Genomic DNA, 16,127 nt, shown 5'->3' with positions numbered 1-16,127 from the left:
TATTTCCCTTGTAATTTTCGTCAAATCTTCCCTAATTTGGTTTGTTACCAAATAAATAACGAATGCCTCCAGTAATCATCGGTAGTTTTGAAGAGTTTGAGCAGCACCATGGACAGAGCCTAGGTACATCCGAATATTTCCAGATCACTCAGGAACAGATTAATATTTTCGCCGAGGCTACCCATGATCATCAGTGGATTCACACAGATCCTACACGTGCAAAAGCAGAAGGAGCATTTGGAAATACCATCGCACACGGCTACCTCACGCTGAGTATCGTGCCGCACCTCTGGGAGCAAATAGTGGATGTAAGAAATCTGAAAATGATGATCAACTACGGTATCGAATCGCTGAGATTTGCAAATCCTGTGCTGGTGAATAGTGAAGTACGCTTGGTCGCCAAGCTTAAAAATGTAGCGAATCTCAGAGGAACTGTCAAAGCTGAAGTAGAGGTAACACTAGAAATCAAAGATCAAAAAAAACCGGCCTTCACCGGTGTTCTGATCTTCCTATATCACTTTCAGTAATACAAATCACAAGCACCCCCTCCTAAATAATTAGAGGAGGCGCTTGTGCTTAATCCAATCGATTTCGCTCTTCAGAGCTTCCTGAATTACTTTTTACCCGGAAGCTTTCTCCTTTGGAGAAGTTGTATTTCAGTGTAAACCTTACACCCTGATTGCTACGGTACTGTCGGAAATTGGTATCTATTGCCGCAAAGTCAATGTTCGCCTTTATCACCTGAGTACGGAATAAATCTGTTCCATTCACGGACAACGTGATTTTGTCTTTCATGATAGATTTGGTGACACCGGCATCCACCCAGCCAAATCCGGCTATCTCTCCTTGTCCCCAAATCTGCGGACCGATGTATATCCCCATTACTTCCACCTTAAATCCCAACGGTAAGGTTAAGTTGTGCTGAGACCGAACCATAAAAGAGGTGTTTGAATTATCAAGAAAATCATCCCCAATTAGCGTTTTATTTCGGTTGTAATTCACCTGAACCATATTAGAAGTAGCCCACCACTCTTTGATATCTACTGGGATGATCCCTCTGAAGTTTGCATTACGGGTTTTGTCAAAATTATCCGAATAGGTAGTCGTAGTTCGATCTTCTTCATTTTGTACGAATACTTGCATAAAGGCATCTTCAGTCTCGCTGTAGCCCAATGTGAATTGGTAAACTCCCTTCACGACTTGATTCATCTCGAAATTGTTTGAATACTGAGGCTTCAGGTTCGGATTACCGGTCTCCATAGTCAGTGGATCGATGTAATAAACAAATGGATTCAACAATCGATAATTCGGTCTGGTGATCCTCCGGTTCACATTATAGACAATCTGGTAGTTATCACTGATCTTATGCTGCAAGAAAGCACTTGGAAATAGATTGAAATACTTTTGCTTGTTCACCTGATTAAGCGTTACAGAATTGCCCGTGATGTCTGAATGCTCTCCTCTAAGACCTACCTGATAGGAAAGTTTCTCAGAGAATTTCCCCTTATATGAGAGGTAAGCTGCAAGGACATTTTCATTATAGATAAAACTGTTACTACTAGGGTCTGGTACAAAAGGTCCTTCCTCTTGAGATTTGCTCAGATTAAGATTATTATCCGACTTCACCCAGCTGCCTTTCACTCCCGTCTCAATGGTATTTCCTTTTCCTACTGGTTTTACAAAGTCAACTTTTGCAGTGAAAATATTATAATACATATCGTTCAGCGTTAAGATTTTACTATCCATCCCATCTGAGGTATTTACTCCTACCCACTGCATATTTGTCAGTAAAGACTCACTGTCGGAATTCATCCGAGTGAAGTCTAAGTCTGAGCTGATCTTTGTTCCCAAGGTATCCAGCTTGGCATCGTAATGAAGGTTGGCAAAGATTCGATTTCCTGTTCCTTTTGCATCATTTTTGGAATCCAAATAGCTGACCTCTGATACTCCTGGAGTGATAATATCTGTCAAAGACTTGTTATCATTTTTATCATGAAAGTCCGATGCCTGTACATTTATTGCAATGTTCTGCTTCTCGTTAATCTCGTAATTGGCCGCTCCGTTAAAGAACAAGTTTTTATTTCTCGTAGTGATCCTTGATTCTTGGCTGAAATTTGAAATCCCTTCGAGTAAATCGAAATTTCTGTTAATTTCCAAATCATTGAAATTACCGTAGTGATTATAGTTCAAATTAGCATTGGTACTCCACTTTCCTTTTTTCACATTCAAAGACACCCCTGTGTTGGGCATCCATTGTCCATTATACAAGGCTCCCGCTTGGATATTTCCAAACATCCCATCCACGGTATTTTTCTTAAGCTTAATGTTAATTACGCCGGCAGAACCCTCCGCATCAAATCTCGCTGATGGATTATTGATCACTTCGATGCTTTTGATATTATCTGCTGGCATCGCACGAAGAAAGTTGGCAAGATCTGTGGCACTCATGTAAGTCATTCGATCATTGATCATGACGGTGACCCCAGTGCGCCCATTCAGGTTGATTATTCCATCCTGATCCACATAGATTCCAGGCGATCTACCAATTACGTCAAGGGCTGTGGAGCCTTCTGCCATTACGGTCCCTTCCACGTTTATTGTAGTCTTATCAGGTTCGATGATGATCTCTGGCCGCGATGATTTCACTGTTACCTCATCCAACCCCGTCATTTCGTCTTGGATAGGCACTGCTCCGAAATCTTTCTTCAATCCTGGGGCGAGTTCAAAAACAGCTGATTCAAAAGAAGTGAATCCGATGGAAGAAATGACTAATTTGACTTTGGCAGTCTTAGTGGATTCTACAAGGAAATACCCATTTTCATCAGATACAGCTCCGTCCACTAGATTACCACTAGTGGCATCTATCAATGCCACATTTGCGTAAGGCACCGGCTGCTCATGTTGGTCTGTAATTGTACCGGTAATCTGGCTGACATCCTTGGCCGCTAGATTACTTACCCCCAGTAGGTAGGTCAAAAGTGTTAAAAAAAGCAAGTTGGTAGTTTTCATTTCAATAGTACTTTGTATGTCTGTATGAACCCCCTATTGAAAATGAAATGCCAAGGCTTTAAAATCCGCTCAAATTAGCTTTAAAAACTGTTTTTAGGAACATACAAAAAAATGTCTGTATCGAAACCGTACACTAATATTTCACCTTTGAACAAAAAAAATCCCTGAACAGCTGTCCAGGGATCCTATATTATACTAAAGAAGCTTACTTTTTCAAAGCTGCTATGTAATTCGCATTTGCTTGTTCCCAATTGATCACATTCCAGAAAGCTGCAATGTAGCTAGGACGCATATTCTGATAATTCAAGTAATAGGCATGCTCCCATACATCCAGTCCGATGATTGGCGTTCCTTTGATTTCAGATACATCCATAAGTGGATTGTCCTGATTTGCTGTAGACACAACTTCAAGCTTATCTGCTGCTGTGATAATCAACCAAGCCCATCCTGAACCGAACCTTGTAGCTGCTGCCTTGTTGAAAACTTCTTTGAACGCGTCAAAGTTACCAAACTTAGCATTGATTGCATTAGCCAACTCACCAGTGGGAGCTCCGCCACCAGTGGGAGACATGATCTTCCAGAAAAGGCTGTGGTTATAATGTCCACCACCGTTATTTCTTACTGCTATATTAGATCCTGCTACTTTAAGCAGCTCTTCGAGAGATTTGCTTTCTAGGTCAGTTCCTGCAATTGCGTTGTTAAGGTTAGTTACATATCCGTTGTGGTGCTTGCCATGGTGTATTTCCATAGTTTTAGCATCAATGTGTGGTTCCAAAGCCGTGGTGGCATAGGGTAAAGATGGAAGTTCGAAAGCCATATTGTTTATATTTTAAGGTTAAAAGATTGATTAAAAATCCTATGAATAATATGCTTTAGCAACCAAGGCAAGGTGAAAAAGGTTCTCAAGGAATCAATTTCCTTTCATTTTCTAAGTTTTTTGAAAAATTCCAATAGGAACTGTTCGGATTCTAGCGCAAGATTTCCCGAAAAGACCTTAGTCTTAGGATGCAAAATCCCCGGATTGCTTTGCAAATATCCTCTTTTGGGATCAGATGCTGCATAATGGATTTCGCCGATCTGGGACCAAAAAAGTGCTCCCCCGCACATCACACAGGGCTCCAAAGTCACGTAAAGCCTACATTCATTTAAATATTTTGCCCCCATGTAATTAGCGGCAGAAGTGATTGCAAGCATTTCAGCATGAGCAGTTACATCATTGAGCTTCTCTGTCTGATTATACGCCTTAGCAATGATTCTATTTTTGGATACTATCACAGCACCTACAGGAATCTCCCCCTCTTCAAAAGCAATTTTTGCTTGCTTCAGGGCTTCTTTCATGAAGTACTCGTGGCTGTAAAGTTCTATTTCCAAAACGGCCTAGAAAAAGTCTAAGATTTCGTTTCTCACGCCATCATTGATGATGAATGCAAGAATCAGGGATACCACTAATCCAATGAAAGCTTTCGATACATCGTTTCTGGCCATTTTAAACGCTCTGAAGAGCCAGGCATTTCTCTTTTCCGCCTTCGCATGCTTGCCGAGCGCAATCGCTATTTCTCTTCCTCCTAGTAAGCCTATAAATACCCAAGTAGTACTCATCGGTACATTGCTATAAAGCTTAAAGTAGAACAGGATAATCGCATACACAAAATCAACTATCGTAGCTGCTCTCACATCTGTCACGCTTGTCTTCTCATTGACGATGCCTTGGATTTTGTCTCCTTTCATATAGAAAAGGAAGCCCAGCCCGATAAACACAAAACCCGCATAAACACAGAATTCTACCGCTCCCAACTGTCTGGGAAGAAACACTGCTATATTTGCGGCATCCTGCATGATCCATACTGCCCAAAGTGTCCCTGAAGTAATCCACTGCAAATAGATCCAATAGGGAGCAGGCTTTCCTTTAAGGTAATTCCTGACAAAACGCTCAAGAACAAACCATACTGCAATTGCAATAGAAAAAGCCAATAAGTAGCCCACAAAGCTCTTAAACATGACATCCACGATGGTTCCTGCTTTATATGTGAATACATTGAGTAGGAGAAAAGTAGTAGAGACCGGCATCCTCAGCCTAGTCATAATAAGCAAGACAATAGGAGCAGCAAGCTGAAGGAAAACAAAGCTCGTAGGTGCTTTGTCCAATCCCGGGACGCTCAAGCGTTCATAACTCACATCACCATTATAAGTAAACCAGCTGTAGGTGACTGTACCCACAAAAATCAACCCCATAAAAAGCCATAACCAATACCACTTCTTGTTGTGATTAGATGCGATAAATGTTCCGATGGTCTGGATACTATCATTTGCAATTGCAGAATACGCAGCCAATGCAAACCCAAACCACATTGCGGCGTAGGTGTATGGAGTAATTACTGCAGCGATTGAAATTAGAACACAGATGACTATAAGAAAAGATTTCTCCTTCTTAGTAAAATCGAACAATGAATAGGCTCCCTTGGATAGCTTATCCTGGTTAATGTTTTGGTCTATTTTTTTCTTGGCCATCATTTGGCTTTTGGTCGGTCGCGCAAAATTAAAGAAGATATACTTCTAACCATATTATCAAATTGTTAAGTATGAACAATCCCGCTTCAAAAAGATAGTTTCGCCTTGTTTTTCGCAAAAAAATTTCAACTTTTGCCCAATATTTTATCGAAAATTTGGATACTAGGATCATTATCTCCTACCTAATAAATCCTTAATTCTCAGGTATTATAATAACTTCTCAATCTAGTAGATGGAAAGCCTAGAGCTGGAAAAAGACAACATAAATAAGACTAAAAGCTATCTGATGATGCTTTTGGCACTACTGCTATTCATCTTTGCTATTGATTTACTCACCGTGGCCATGAGTCACCTGAACAGCAATGTAGCAGAAAGTATTTTGATGGCTACAAGAAACCCCTTTGTCAGTCTTTTCATTGGGTTACTAATGACTGCGCTTATTCAGAGTAGTTCCACTGTGACTGCCAGTGTAGTAGCTGTGGTTGCCTCTGGAAATCTTAGCCTAGAACAAGCAGTACCCATGGTAATGGGAGCTAATATCGGAACCACCTTAACCTCTACGCTAGTTTCTCTTTCCTATATTATGAATAAGAAACAATTCAAGCGCGCACTCTCTGCGGGAATGCTACATGATATTTTTAACATCTTTACAGTTATAGTTTTATTACCATTGGAAGTCTATTTTGGCTTTTTATCAAAGATTGCTATCAACATTGCGCACCTGTTCATACCAGACGAGACCTATTCTGGCCATATAGTTTACAATAAAGTCTTTACCAGACCGATCACCGAATGGATCAGTACCACGATAGACATCCCTTTTTTGACAATGATTCTATCGATTTTCCTGGTTTTTGCAGCAATCAAAATTTTGTCAACCTCAGTTTATAAAGCCTTCGTGATCAATAGCTTTCATGATATCAATAAGCTGATATTCAAAAATACCTACATGTCCTTTATTTATGGTGTTTTTTTTACTGCCGCCGTACAATCAAGCACTGTGACCACCTCGCTGGTAGTTCCATTAGTGGCTAATAAAAGAGTGTCAGTAAAGAAGTCCTTTCCTTTCATCATTGGAGCCAATATTGGGACCACGATCACAGCAGCGATTGCTGCGATATACAAAACCGAGGCGGCTATTGCCTTAGCGATTGTCCACTTCCTATTCAACTTTATAGGAGCATTGATTTTCCTGCCTTTTCCTACCTTGAGAAATATCCCCGTGTCATTAGCTTTATATATGGGCAGTAAATCAGTCAAAAGTAAATTCTTGGGTTTTGCCTATATTCTTTTGACCTTCTTTATCATTCCATTTTTACTGATTTATTTCAGTAAGGAATGAGTATTTCTCCAAGAATCCATTAAATATTTAGCTGAGCTCGTACCAATTCTATCAGCTCCCGCCTTGATCAGTTCCAGCGCAAAGTCAAATGTTTTAATCCCTCCACTTGCTTTGATCCCTACAGAAGAAGATAAATTCTCCCGCATCAATTTGATGTCTTCTACTTTGGCACCAGCAGAGGAATAGCCAGTGGACGTTTTCACATAATCCACCCCTGCATCCTGACAAATCAAACATGCTTCAATGATTTGCCCAGCATTCAAATTGGCTGTTTCAATAATGACTTTAAGGATTCGCGCTTCTTCATGACAAATCTTCGCTATCTGAGCGATTTCAATCTTTGGCCAGTTCATTCCAGAATGGTAAGCCGTTTGAGACCAGACTAAGTCCAATTCGTCTGCGCCCTGTCGTATAGCTTCCTTAGTTTCAAACACCTTGGTAGCCGTGTCTGCATAACCAAAGGGAAATCCGATCACCGTCACCACTTGCACATTCTCCTCGCCTAAGTCTCTTCTTACTTTTTTCAGCCAAAACGGTGGGACGCATACGCCGACAAATTGTTCCTCGATAGCATCTCTAACGAGTACATCCACTTCATCGCCAGTCATTGTAGGCCTTAAAAGCGTGGATTCTAAAAATCGATTTAGGTTATTCATGCTCATTTACGAAATCTGCCAGGTATATAAACTCAATAGTCAGGTCACCGTCCCGAGCTATAGTCGCTCGCTCCAGGATTCCTGAGTTTTCTTCCAAAAGGGCTGGAATTACCCATTTTGTCAATTGAATCCCAAATTCAAGACTTGCTTCTCGGGGTAGCTCACAAGGCAAATTATCAATTGCCATCACTGAAATACTAGTCTGGCTGCCGAAAGCCGGTAATATCTCCCCTGTCTGCCTATCCACATCATAAACAGGATCTGTGATCGTGCTCGAAGTAATCGTTGTGGGGATAGATCCACCTACATCGCAACTCACATCAGCAATCACCGAAAGCTGAAAATCCTCCTCCGCAATAGCCTTCAAGTCAAACAAACGAGGGGACCCAGGATCCCAATAAGCTCCAGAAATCAACAGTTCTCCAGCTTCCGCAAACTTCTGAAAGTGACTCTCATACCGATCAGGAAAAGCGTGGAATTCTTCTTTATCAAACCCTCCATCTGATTTCCTTCTATTGTACTCCGCAGAAGTCAACTTCACATAGACAGGCTCATCGAAATAAAGGTGCAAAAAATCATGGACAGAGACTTCGCGAATCTTCAGGGATTTCAAGACCTCCATTGCTCCATTTCCCACACGACCCGAGCCGGTTAAAATTATTTTAACCGGTGGCAACTGAACTTTAGATAGCTCGCTATGGAGCGCATTAAGATCAGCGCATTCTTTCGCACGCTTTATTTCAAAAAGATCCGTCTTCTTCCCGTAGGTCCAAAAGGCATTGTAGGCGCCTATTATTCCTGCCCATCTTCCAAAAGCTACCACCCGATTCCCCTCCTCATCCTTAAGTACTTCATAGTCAATAAGCCGGATGTTTTTCTCCAAAACCGCCTTCAGTAGCTTTCTATTATACTTCTGTTTTTTGATAGTATGAGAAAAGAAAAAATAAGTCTTGTCCTCAATCAGTCGATCCACCGGAACCTCTTTCACTCCGAAAAGCACATCACAATCAGAAACATCATCTATTACTTCGATTCCAGCATCGAGAAATTCTTGGTCAGAATAGGATCGAAATGGGCTGGATTGTACCTGAATTGTCAGCTTCCCTTCATAGTCTGCCTGAATAGCTTTCAGCTGCTCTGGTGTAAAAGGAACTCGTTTGTCAGGAGGGTTTTTTCCTTCGCGGATTATTCCGATTTTCATAAAAATTATAGTTACACCAAAATTTAATATACCCTGATGAATTATGTGCTGCTAGCTCTGAGCTGGGTTATTTTCTATACACTTCATTCTTTTCTTGCTGCATCCAAGTTAAAAAGAATTCTGCAGGGAAAATTGGGAAATGCTTACAAATGGTATCGCATAGGATATACCTTGTTTTCGTCTCTACTTTTCTTAGGCATAATGATCCAGGCATTGTTAATCCCTAAGAGCATTTTGATTCCAAAAGGTGATTTGACGGACTATCTGGGCTATATGTTTGCAGGGTTTGGGACCATCATAGCTACAAAATCAAGCAAAAACTATTCATTAAAGCGATTTCTGGGATTTGATCCTTCAGCAAAAGAGAATGATGATACCTTAGTTACCACTGGCCTGTACTCAAAGATTCGACATCCACTTTACGCTGGATTAATTTTGATTTTCCTTGGATATTTTCTCTTTTCAGGAACAGTCGCCTCAGCCATTCATTTCGGTGGTTTACTGCTTTATTTGCCTTTTGGGATATATTTTGAGGAAAAAAATCTAGTGGAAAAATTTGGCGAAGCTTACCAAAAATATAAGTCAGAAGTTCCGTCAATTATCCCGAAGCTATGGTAAGAATTAACTGAAGTTGGTTTACTTCAATGAGAATTGAGTCTTGAATTAGTCCATTGAAAATCCCGCTAGTCCAACCTTGGTAAGCTCAATTTATACTTCATAGAAAGCATTCGGATCGCAATAATCACCGCGACGGAAATCAATAAATTAACATCGCGTGGGATTTCGAAAGAATTGATAATCAAATAAACTATCGCGCCTGCTAGACAGGCAGAAGCATAGACCTCCTTTCTAAATAGAATAGGAATTTGATTCGTCAAAGTATCCCGAATTACTCCACCCATCACTGCAGAGAACATCCCCATAATTGCCGCAATCTCAGGCCTCATGCCTAAGCTAAGTGCTTTTTCCACTCCAAGTACAGTGAAAAATGCAATCCCAAGCGTGTCAAAGAGGAAGAATGTTTTGCGAAGCTTGCTTAGGTAATTTGGAAAAAAAAATGCTGCAAGAATTCCCGCGAGAATTGTATAAAGAAACATTACATCATCGATCCAAACGAGCGGATAACTATCCAACAAAATATCTCTAAGCGTACCACCGCCAATGGCAGTAATAAAGCCTGTAAACCCAGCACCAAACAAATCATGCTCCAGCTCTCGGATAGCCAATGCCCCCGAGATCGCAAAAACAAAAGTTCCAACCAGTTCTAATCCGTATTGTAAATCCATCTAAGAATTCTTATTGTCCATTTCGATAAACACTTTATCGCCGATCTTGTCTCTCTACAAACATCACAATTTATTTTTGAATCTGATGCAGGATAGTGACTTCGGCTTAGCATCTACCCACTTGGCGCTTTCATTCCTTCTTCATCACAAAAACTCCCATTGCGCGCTGTCCATGCACCAAGACAGACTTAGGAAGCTCAAGAAATTTCAAGCCTATTTCTTCCATTCTATCCAAATGATGCTGAGTGAGTACAAATCTTTCTGATCCGTCAGGAAGCTGAAACCTTCCTCCGCAGAGAACCTGACTTTTTTCTATTATCCCTCCAAAAGCTGTAGCCATACGAAACCATAAAGTTCCTCCGGGTTTTAAGACACGAAGCATCTCATTGACCATCTGCCAGAAATTGGCTTCATCCTTCGCAAAATGAAGTACAGCGGAACAAATAACAGCATCAAATGCCTCTTGATGAAATGGGATTTCTTCCAATCCGGCAACTTGAAACCTATGTGAATCATAACTCTTATCCAGACTTTTTGCTATGAATCTACAGTACTGAATAGCCGTTTCATTCTGATCAACACCGTATAGCTGGAATCCCTCCTTGATGAAATAGACAGCATTTCTTCCTTCCCCACAGCCTGCGTCAAGGATTTTCATTTCTGTCGAAAACCTACCTTTCAGAACCTGATCTAACAGATAGATGTCGATATTGCCAAGAAGTTTATTCAGTTCAGCTATTTTCATCCTCCCATTTATCTAAGGCTTGACATGCTTTTTCCCTACCTATTGCAATTAATTCTTCCGCCCGGTGAAATTCCAGTGTACCAGCTTGATTTCTTGCTATTTGTATAGAAACTTCTACAGGATATTTTTCAATTAATAAGGCTGAAAATCTATCCTGAAGCAAGTCAAATGAGCGTGTCATAAGGCTAATAGAACTAAGTAAAGCAGGCTTTTCCTCCTTTACTTGCTCCGGGAAGTACTGACGCATTTTATTACGGTAGTCTGCTACCCAAGCCGGCATAGACATGAAGCTCTTTCCCGCTGCATCTTTTTTTGGAGGTATCACCAGTTCTGAATCCCCAGCATTTAATCCCACTACTACGATCATATTTTCGCCTGTCTGTTGCAATAGAGAAAGAGGAACAGGATTTAGCACGCCACCATCGATCAACTCATGGCGATGAAAGCGGGCAGGCTGAAAAACAGTGGGAATACTACCAGAAGCCCGAATAGCAGCATACAAGCTGCCTTCCCGAAAAATCACTTCCTTTCCGCTGAGATAATCTACCGCATTGCAATAAAAGGGGATCCCAAGATCTTCAATTTGACAATCCTTAATCACCTTTTTCAACGCGTTATAGACTTTTTCACCCTTAATAAATCCCCGACTCGAAAACGTAAAATCCATTAGGGAAAAAACATCCAGCCTATCCAAATGGCAAATCCAATCCTTGAATTCCTCCATTTTCCCGGCAGCATACATGCCGCCTACCAGTGCTCCCGCCGAACAGCCGGCGATCTCAGCAATATGATAGCCCCTATTTTCAAGCTCTTCGATCACTCCTACGTGCGCTAATCCCCGTGCTCCACCGCTGCTCAAAACCAATGATACCGATTTACTTTTCTTCATAAGAATTAGGGAATAAACAACTAAATTGAAGTCGAAAAACCCTCAACGAAAGTACACATTATGAGCCAATTTAAACCCTTTCATCTGGCTTTCCCCGTAAGCGATACAGCAGAGACCCGGGCATTTTATGGAGATCTTCTTGGATGTGAGATCGGTAGAAGCACAGACAAATGGATTGATTTTAACTTCTTCGATCACCAGCTTTCCGCGCATATCAAGCCGGAGGAATTAGCTTTGGCTCACACCAATACAGTGGATGGAAAAAATGTGCCAGTACGTCATTTCGGAGCTATTTTACCTTGGAAAGAATGGCACGAACTAGCAGATAAACTGAAAGCTCATGAGATAGAATTTGTGATATAACCTTATATCCGCTTCAAAGGAGAAGTAGGGGAGCAGGCAACCATGTTCTTTTTGGATCCTTGCGGCAATGCGCTGGAATTCAAATCGTTTCAGGATGAATCGCAGATTTTCGCCAAATAACTACGCCGCCTTGAAAAATCACTACCTAAATACGGGAATCGGTCGAATGATCGAAATAGAAGGAAAAGAATACCTCTACTTTAGTGGGACATCCTATTTGGGTATCGCTCAGGATATGGATTTTCTGGATATTTTGGCTAATAATCTATTTGAGTTTGGAGCCAATCACGGTCAAAGCCGAATCAATAATATTCGGTTAAATGTATTTGACGATTTTGAGGAATCATTCGCATTATCTGCAGGAGCGCCTGCGGCAGCAGTTCTCAGTTCAGGATATCTGGCCGGAATTGCAGCTTGGCAATCTTTATATTCCAGTTCAGATCAAACCTGGATAGCGCCAGATGCGCACTCCGCCATAATCCCGGATCAACACACAGCTCCAGTTCAATTTAATTTTATACAATGGAAAAAATGGTGCCTTAAACAGTCTGAAGAGCTTCCCCCTCAGAAAATCCTGCTAATAGGTAATGCGGTGGATCCGTTCCTCTGTGATATACATGATTATAGCTGGGTAAAGGAACTAGCACAAAAACACGAAGTGAGTCTATTGATAGATGACAGTCATGCCTTCGGAACTTTTGGAAATAGCATTTATGGCACCTATCAATCCATGGCTGATCCTTCTATCAATTTACTTGTGACAGGATCTCTAGGTAAAGGCCTAGGATTGCCGGCAGGTATAATTTTGGGTGAAGATTCTCAAATCAACAAAATTAAAGCAACGCCCCTTTTCGGAGGTGCATCTCCGAGTTCTCCAGCTCATTTGCAAAGCTTTTTGGAAATGGAAGATTTGTATTTGAACAAAAAAAGCTGGCTGGAGGATGCCTGTGGTATTTTCGCTCAAGAAACTGCATCCATCTCTCAGATTCACGGAAGTAAATACTTTCCGGCATTTGCCTATTCCGATCCCACTTGGTCAAGAGAATTCGAGAAAGCTGGAATAATCACCTCCTCATTCCCTTATCCTATGGAGGATAGTCCCTCTGTCAATAGAATTGTGATTTCATCCTATCATGAGTTAGGAGATCTTATGTATATCAATGAAATAATTCGAGGTTTGGTTTGATGAAGAGGTATTTAGCTCCATTAGTACTGATAACACTTGTAATATCTTGTTCACCGGCAGATAAAGTTCCTTTTAAAGACGGGCTGGAGGATTATCCAGTCCTTAGGAAAGTCCTCGATAATGTGGATAAGTATCAGGTGCAGCTTATCTACACAAAGATCGAACGCAATGAGCACGGGAATCCTCTAATGACGGAATATACAGTCAATCACGAAGATGAGCACTACTTTTATCCAGCTTCAACAGTCAAATTACCGGTTGCTATTCTCGCTTTAGAATGGCTGGATGAGCAAAATATTGAGGGTTTAACTGAGGAAACGACCATGCTGGTTGACTCAGTTCGTCCTTCACAAACCCCTGCTTTCGTGGATCATACAGCGAAAGATTCTCTGCCTAGCATTGCACATTACATCAAAAAAATCCTGCTGGTCTCAGATAATGATGCCTATAATCGCTTGTATGAATTACTTGGACAAGATTACATCAATAAAAAACTAGGAGAAAAAGGACTAGAACATACTATCATCAACCACAGGCTCAGCTATTCCGCTAGTGCAGATGAGAATAGAGTTACCAATCCAATTCGTTTCTTGGATTCAACTGGAAAAGTGATTCTGCAAATTCCCGAGCGCGTCACTAAAACTATCTATTCCAATGTGAATAACCCAATAATTGGAAAAGCCTTTTACGCTGTAGATTCTCTAATTCTGCATGGAATGGATTTTACATATAAAAACAAATTTGCTCTTTCAGATCTGGATGGAGTGGTGAAAAGGATCGTATTTCCCTCTGCATTCCTAGAATCAGAGCGGTTTTCTATCACAGAAGATCAAAGAGAATTTTTCTTGGAATACATGAGCATGGTACCTGCAGAAAGTGATTTTCCCAAATACCATAAATCAGCTTATTGGGACACTTATTCCAAGTTCTATTTAGATGGAAATGACAAAAGTGATTTGCCAGCAAACATCCGCATTTTCAATAAAACTGGACAAGCCTACGGTCACTTGCTCGATGCGAGCTATTATGTGGATTTTGATAAGGGAATCGAGTTTTTTGTTTCAGCCTTGATCTATGTTAACGAGAACGAAACACTAAATGATGATCAATATGAATACGATAAAATAGGCTTTCCCTTCTTTGCCGAATTAGGTAACTATCTCTACCAATTGGAATCTGAGCGCAAAAAGATGATTCCAGCAGATTTGAAAAAGTTTAAATTTGATTATCTGGAAAATTCTAATCGATCAATCCTGCCGAAGCTCAACCAGTAAATATGAATCAAAACAGCACGCCATTTATTTACCGCTCATTATTTAACTTTTGGTTGGTTTTTATACTTCCTGCCGGGATTATTACCATTATTCTAACTCATATAATTGCTGATGGCTCACTTAGCTTGGACATTTTCAAGCTGCCCTCTACCTATGCGAAATTTGTGATATTTCAAGTACTATTTGGTGTCTGGATGTACTTCAGGGAGTATAAACCCAAATCAAATAAATTCAGAAAGGACTCCTGATTGGAGGTAGAAAAAACAAATTCAAGTTTAACTATGAAAAACCACCGAGCCAAGACTCCAGTTGCAAAAAAGAAAATACCATTCATTTACCGCTCATTTTTCAATTTTTGGGTGGCCATTATCCTTCCTATTACTCTATTTGCCTTGCTTATTTCGAAGCTTTATTACAATAACACAATAAACTTTGAACCTCTTAGGGCGCCATCCACCTGGCTTTATTTTGCCATGCTTCAAGTATTTACAATTTTTTTCGGCTACCTCTGGATTTATAGAACCAAATCGAAAGAGTATAAGAGTTGAGAATGCACTGGATTTTTTACCTTAGACCAAACAACAACCCAAGATGAAATCGAGCATATCGTCGGCGACACACAGAGGAATGATTATCAACTTTGCGAGATTCTCCCGATCCGCCGCGGCGGACGGGACAGGCTATGTGGCCTACAAAAATCAAATTATAATTATATGAAAACCTTCCGCTACTTCCTTTTCCTTTTGGCCTTTTTGCCAACGGATACTTTTTCCCAAAACCTAGCTGAAAAGCTCGGATATCCCAGCGATGCCAAACTTCTAATCATTCACGGGGATGATGTAGGCGTGTCACATTCTCAGACCAAGGCTACTTTTGATGCGATGAAAGAAGGCCTGGTAAACTCCACTAGCATGATGGTGCCCACGGGATGGTCTGCTGAAGTAGGTGAAATGGCGAAGGAAATGCCCGATGCAGATATAGGAATTCATATTACGCTGACCAATGAATGGCTGAACTTCAACTGGGGTCCAGAAGCTGGAAGAACAGCTGTTCCTGGATTGGCAAATGAAAACGGTCATATGTACCCAGATTGTGCACAAGTGACTGCAAACGCAAGTCCTGAGGAAGTAGAGAAGGAAATTCGTGCACAGATCAAAGCCGCTAATCAAATGGGAATCAGACCTACCCACTTAGATTCTCACATGGGCTGCATTTTTTATGGACGTCCAGAATATCTCAAATCCTATTTGAAAATTGCCCAGGAACTGAACATCCCTGCTATGATTAACCAGCAAATGGTAGATGGAATCATTAAGCCAAATGCTTCATTATTTGAAGGAATAAATGTGGATATGTTTCCCGTGGTCGATCAGCTCTTTATGGCTGAGCCAAAAGATTATGAAGCAGGAATGGAGGCTTATTATACAAATTCGCTCAATAATCTAACGTCAGGATTGAATGTGATTTTAGTCCACTTGGCATTTGACGATGCCGAAATGAATGCTGTGACTGCCGGACATGACACCTATCATGCTCCTTGGAGACAGGCTGATTATGATTTCTTCACCAGTGAAAAAGCCAGAGAACTATTGAAAAAGAATAAGGTGAAATTAGTGACTTGGAGAGAGGTCGGCAAAACAATGTAGTTTTGCAGGCAAATTCAGCTTC

General features: G+C 40.9%; 17 protein-coding genes and 1 pseudogene. 9 read left to right on the top strand and 9 right to left on the bottom strand.

Going from position 1 to position 16,127, the window contains the following annotated elements; all coding sequences use genetic code 11:
- Positions 1-62: 62 nt before the first annotated feature.
- A complete protein-coding gene (locus tag U3A58_RS01015; RefSeq protein ID WP_323821507.1) occupies positions 63-527 on the top strand; it encodes a MaoC family dehydratase in 465 nt (154 codons plus the stop codon).
- Between the two features lie 49 nt (positions 528-576).
- On the opposite strand, the gene U3A58_RS01010 is transcribed toward U3A58_RS01015, so the two are convergent.
- The 4 genes from U3A58_RS01010 to U3A58_RS00995 form a co-directional block, all read right to left on the bottom strand.
- Positions 577-3,009, bottom strand: a complete 2,433-nt coding sequence (locus tag U3A58_RS01010; RefSeq protein WP_323821506.1) for a TonB-dependent receptor domain-containing protein — start codon at positions 3,007-3,009, stop codon at positions 577-579.
- Between the two features lie 205 nt (positions 3,010-3,214).
- Positions 3,215-3,826 carry a superoxide dismutase gene (locus tag U3A58_RS01005; protein WP_323821505.1) on the bottom strand — a complete coding sequence of 204 codons (612 nt, stop codon included), beginning with the start codon at positions 3,824-3,826 and terminating at the stop codon, positions 3,215-3,217.
- Between the two features lie 104 nt (positions 3,827-3,930).
- On the bottom strand, positions 3,931-4,374 hold the full coding sequence (locus U3A58_RS01000; protein WP_323821640.1) for a nucleoside deaminase: 444 nt from the start codon (positions 4,372-4,374) through the stop codon (positions 3,931-3,933).
- A gap of 12 nt (positions 4,375-4,386) precedes the next feature.
- A complete protein-coding gene (locus U3A58_RS00995; RefSeq protein ID WP_323821639.1) occupies positions 4,387-5,517 on the bottom strand; it encodes a hypothetical protein in 1,131 nt (376 codons plus the stop codon).
- Between the two features lie 232 nt (positions 5,518-5,749).
- Here U3A58_RS00995 and U3A58_RS00990 point away from each other — a divergent pair, with 232 nt between their 5' ends.
- Positions 5,750-6,859 carry a Na/Pi symporter gene (locus tag U3A58_RS00990; protein ID WP_323821504.1) on the top strand — a complete coding sequence of 370 codons (1,110 nt, stop codon included), beginning with the start codon at positions 5,750-5,752 and terminating at the stop codon, positions 6,857-6,859.
- On the opposite strand, the gene deoC is transcribed toward U3A58_RS00990, so the two are convergent.
- Positions 6,841-7,515, bottom strand: a complete 675-nt coding sequence (gene deoC / locus U3A58_RS00985) for a deoxyribose-phosphate aldolase (protein WP_323821503.1) — start codon at positions 7,513-7,515, stop codon at positions 6,841-6,843. The genes U3A58_RS00990 and deoC overlap by 19 nt on opposite strands.
- Positions 7,508-8,716, bottom strand: a complete 1,209-nt coding sequence (locus tag U3A58_RS00980) for an NAD(P)-dependent oxidoreductase (RefSeq protein ID WP_323821502.1) — start codon at positions 8,714-8,716, stop codon at positions 7,508-7,510. The genes deoC and U3A58_RS00980 overlap by 8 nt, the downstream gene beginning before the upstream one ends.
- Before the next feature lie 36 nt (positions 8,717-8,752).
- Here U3A58_RS00980 and U3A58_RS00975 point away from each other — a divergent pair, with 36 nt between their 5' ends.
- On the top strand, positions 8,753-9,334 hold the full coding sequence (locus tag U3A58_RS00975) for a methyltransferase family protein (protein ID WP_323821501.1): 582 nt from the start codon (positions 8,753-8,755) through the stop codon (positions 9,332-9,334).
- Between the two features lie 65 nt (positions 9,335-9,399).
- Here U3A58_RS00975 and U3A58_RS00970 read toward each other — a convergent pair whose 3' ends face one another.
- The 3 genes from U3A58_RS00970 to U3A58_RS00960 form a co-directional block, all read right to left on the bottom strand.
- Positions 9,400-10,002 (bottom strand): trimeric intracellular cation channel family protein, encoded by a 603-nt coding sequence (locus tag U3A58_RS00970; protein ID WP_323821500.1) that lies wholly within the window; start codon positions 10,000-10,002, stop codon positions 9,400-9,402.
- A gap of 130 nt (positions 10,003-10,132) precedes the next feature.
- The gene (locus U3A58_RS00965) at positions 10,133-10,747 is read right to left on the bottom strand and encodes a class I SAM-dependent methyltransferase (RefSeq protein ID WP_323821499.1); all 615 of its coding nucleotides are present in this window, start codon (positions 10,745-10,747) and stop codon (positions 10,133-10,135) included.
- Positions 10,734-11,636, bottom strand: a complete 903-nt coding sequence (locus U3A58_RS00960) for a patatin-like phospholipase family protein (RefSeq protein WP_323821498.1) — start codon at positions 11,634-11,636, stop codon at positions 10,734-10,736. Before U3A58_RS00960 ends, U3A58_RS00965 begins: the two co-directional genes overlap by 14 nt.
- A 60-nt stretch (positions 11,637-11,696) precedes the next feature.
- Between U3A58_RS00960 and U3A58_RS00955 the strand changes: the two are divergent.
- The 6 genes and pseudogenes from U3A58_RS00955 to U3A58_RS00930 all read left to right on the top strand — a co-directional run bounded on the left by U3A58_RS00955 (position 11,697) and on the right by U3A58_RS00930 (position 16,105).
- Positions 11,697-12,119: pseudogene (locus U3A58_RS00955) on the top strand (VOC family protein).
- A complete protein-coding gene (locus U3A58_RS00950) occupies positions 12,094-13,185 on the top strand; it encodes an aminotransferase class I/II-fold pyridoxal phosphate-dependent enzyme (RefSeq protein ID WP_323821497.1) in 1,092 nt (363 codons plus the stop codon). The pseudogene U3A58_RS00955 and the gene U3A58_RS00950 overlap by 26 nt, the downstream one beginning before the upstream one ends.
- Positions 13,185-14,459, top strand: a complete 1,275-nt coding sequence (locus tag U3A58_RS00945) for a serine hydrolase (protein WP_323821496.1) — start codon at positions 13,185-13,187, stop codon at positions 14,457-14,459. Before U3A58_RS00950 ends, U3A58_RS00945 begins: the two co-directional genes overlap by 1 nt.
- A gap of 2 nt (positions 14,460-14,461) precedes the next feature.
- On the top strand, positions 14,462-14,707 hold the full coding sequence (locus U3A58_RS00940) for a hypothetical protein (RefSeq protein WP_323821495.1): 246 nt from the start codon (positions 14,462-14,464) through the stop codon (positions 14,705-14,707).
- 343 nt (positions 14,708-15,050) lie between these two features.
- Positions 15,051-15,176, top strand: coding sequence for a hypothetical protein (locus tag U3A58_RS00935; protein ID WP_323821494.1), 126 nt, complete (start codon positions 15,051-15,053; stop codon positions 15,174-15,176).
- Positions 15,173-16,105, top strand: coding sequence for a polysaccharide deacetylase family protein (locus U3A58_RS00930; protein ID WP_323821493.1), 933 nt, complete (start codon positions 15,173-15,175; stop codon positions 16,103-16,105). Before U3A58_RS00935 ends, U3A58_RS00930 begins: the two co-directional genes overlap by 4 nt.
- The last annotated feature ends 22 nt before the right edge of the window (positions 16,106-16,127 follow it).

It is taken from the genome of Algoriphagus persicinus, from assembly GCF_035156415.1.
GTDB lineage: Bacteria > Bacteroidota > Bacteroidia > Cytophagales > Cyclobacteriaceae > Algoriphagus > Algoriphagus persicinus.
The sequence above is the reverse complement of the archived record's forward strand: the minus strand, read 5'-3'. Positions and strand labels throughout refer to the sequence as shown.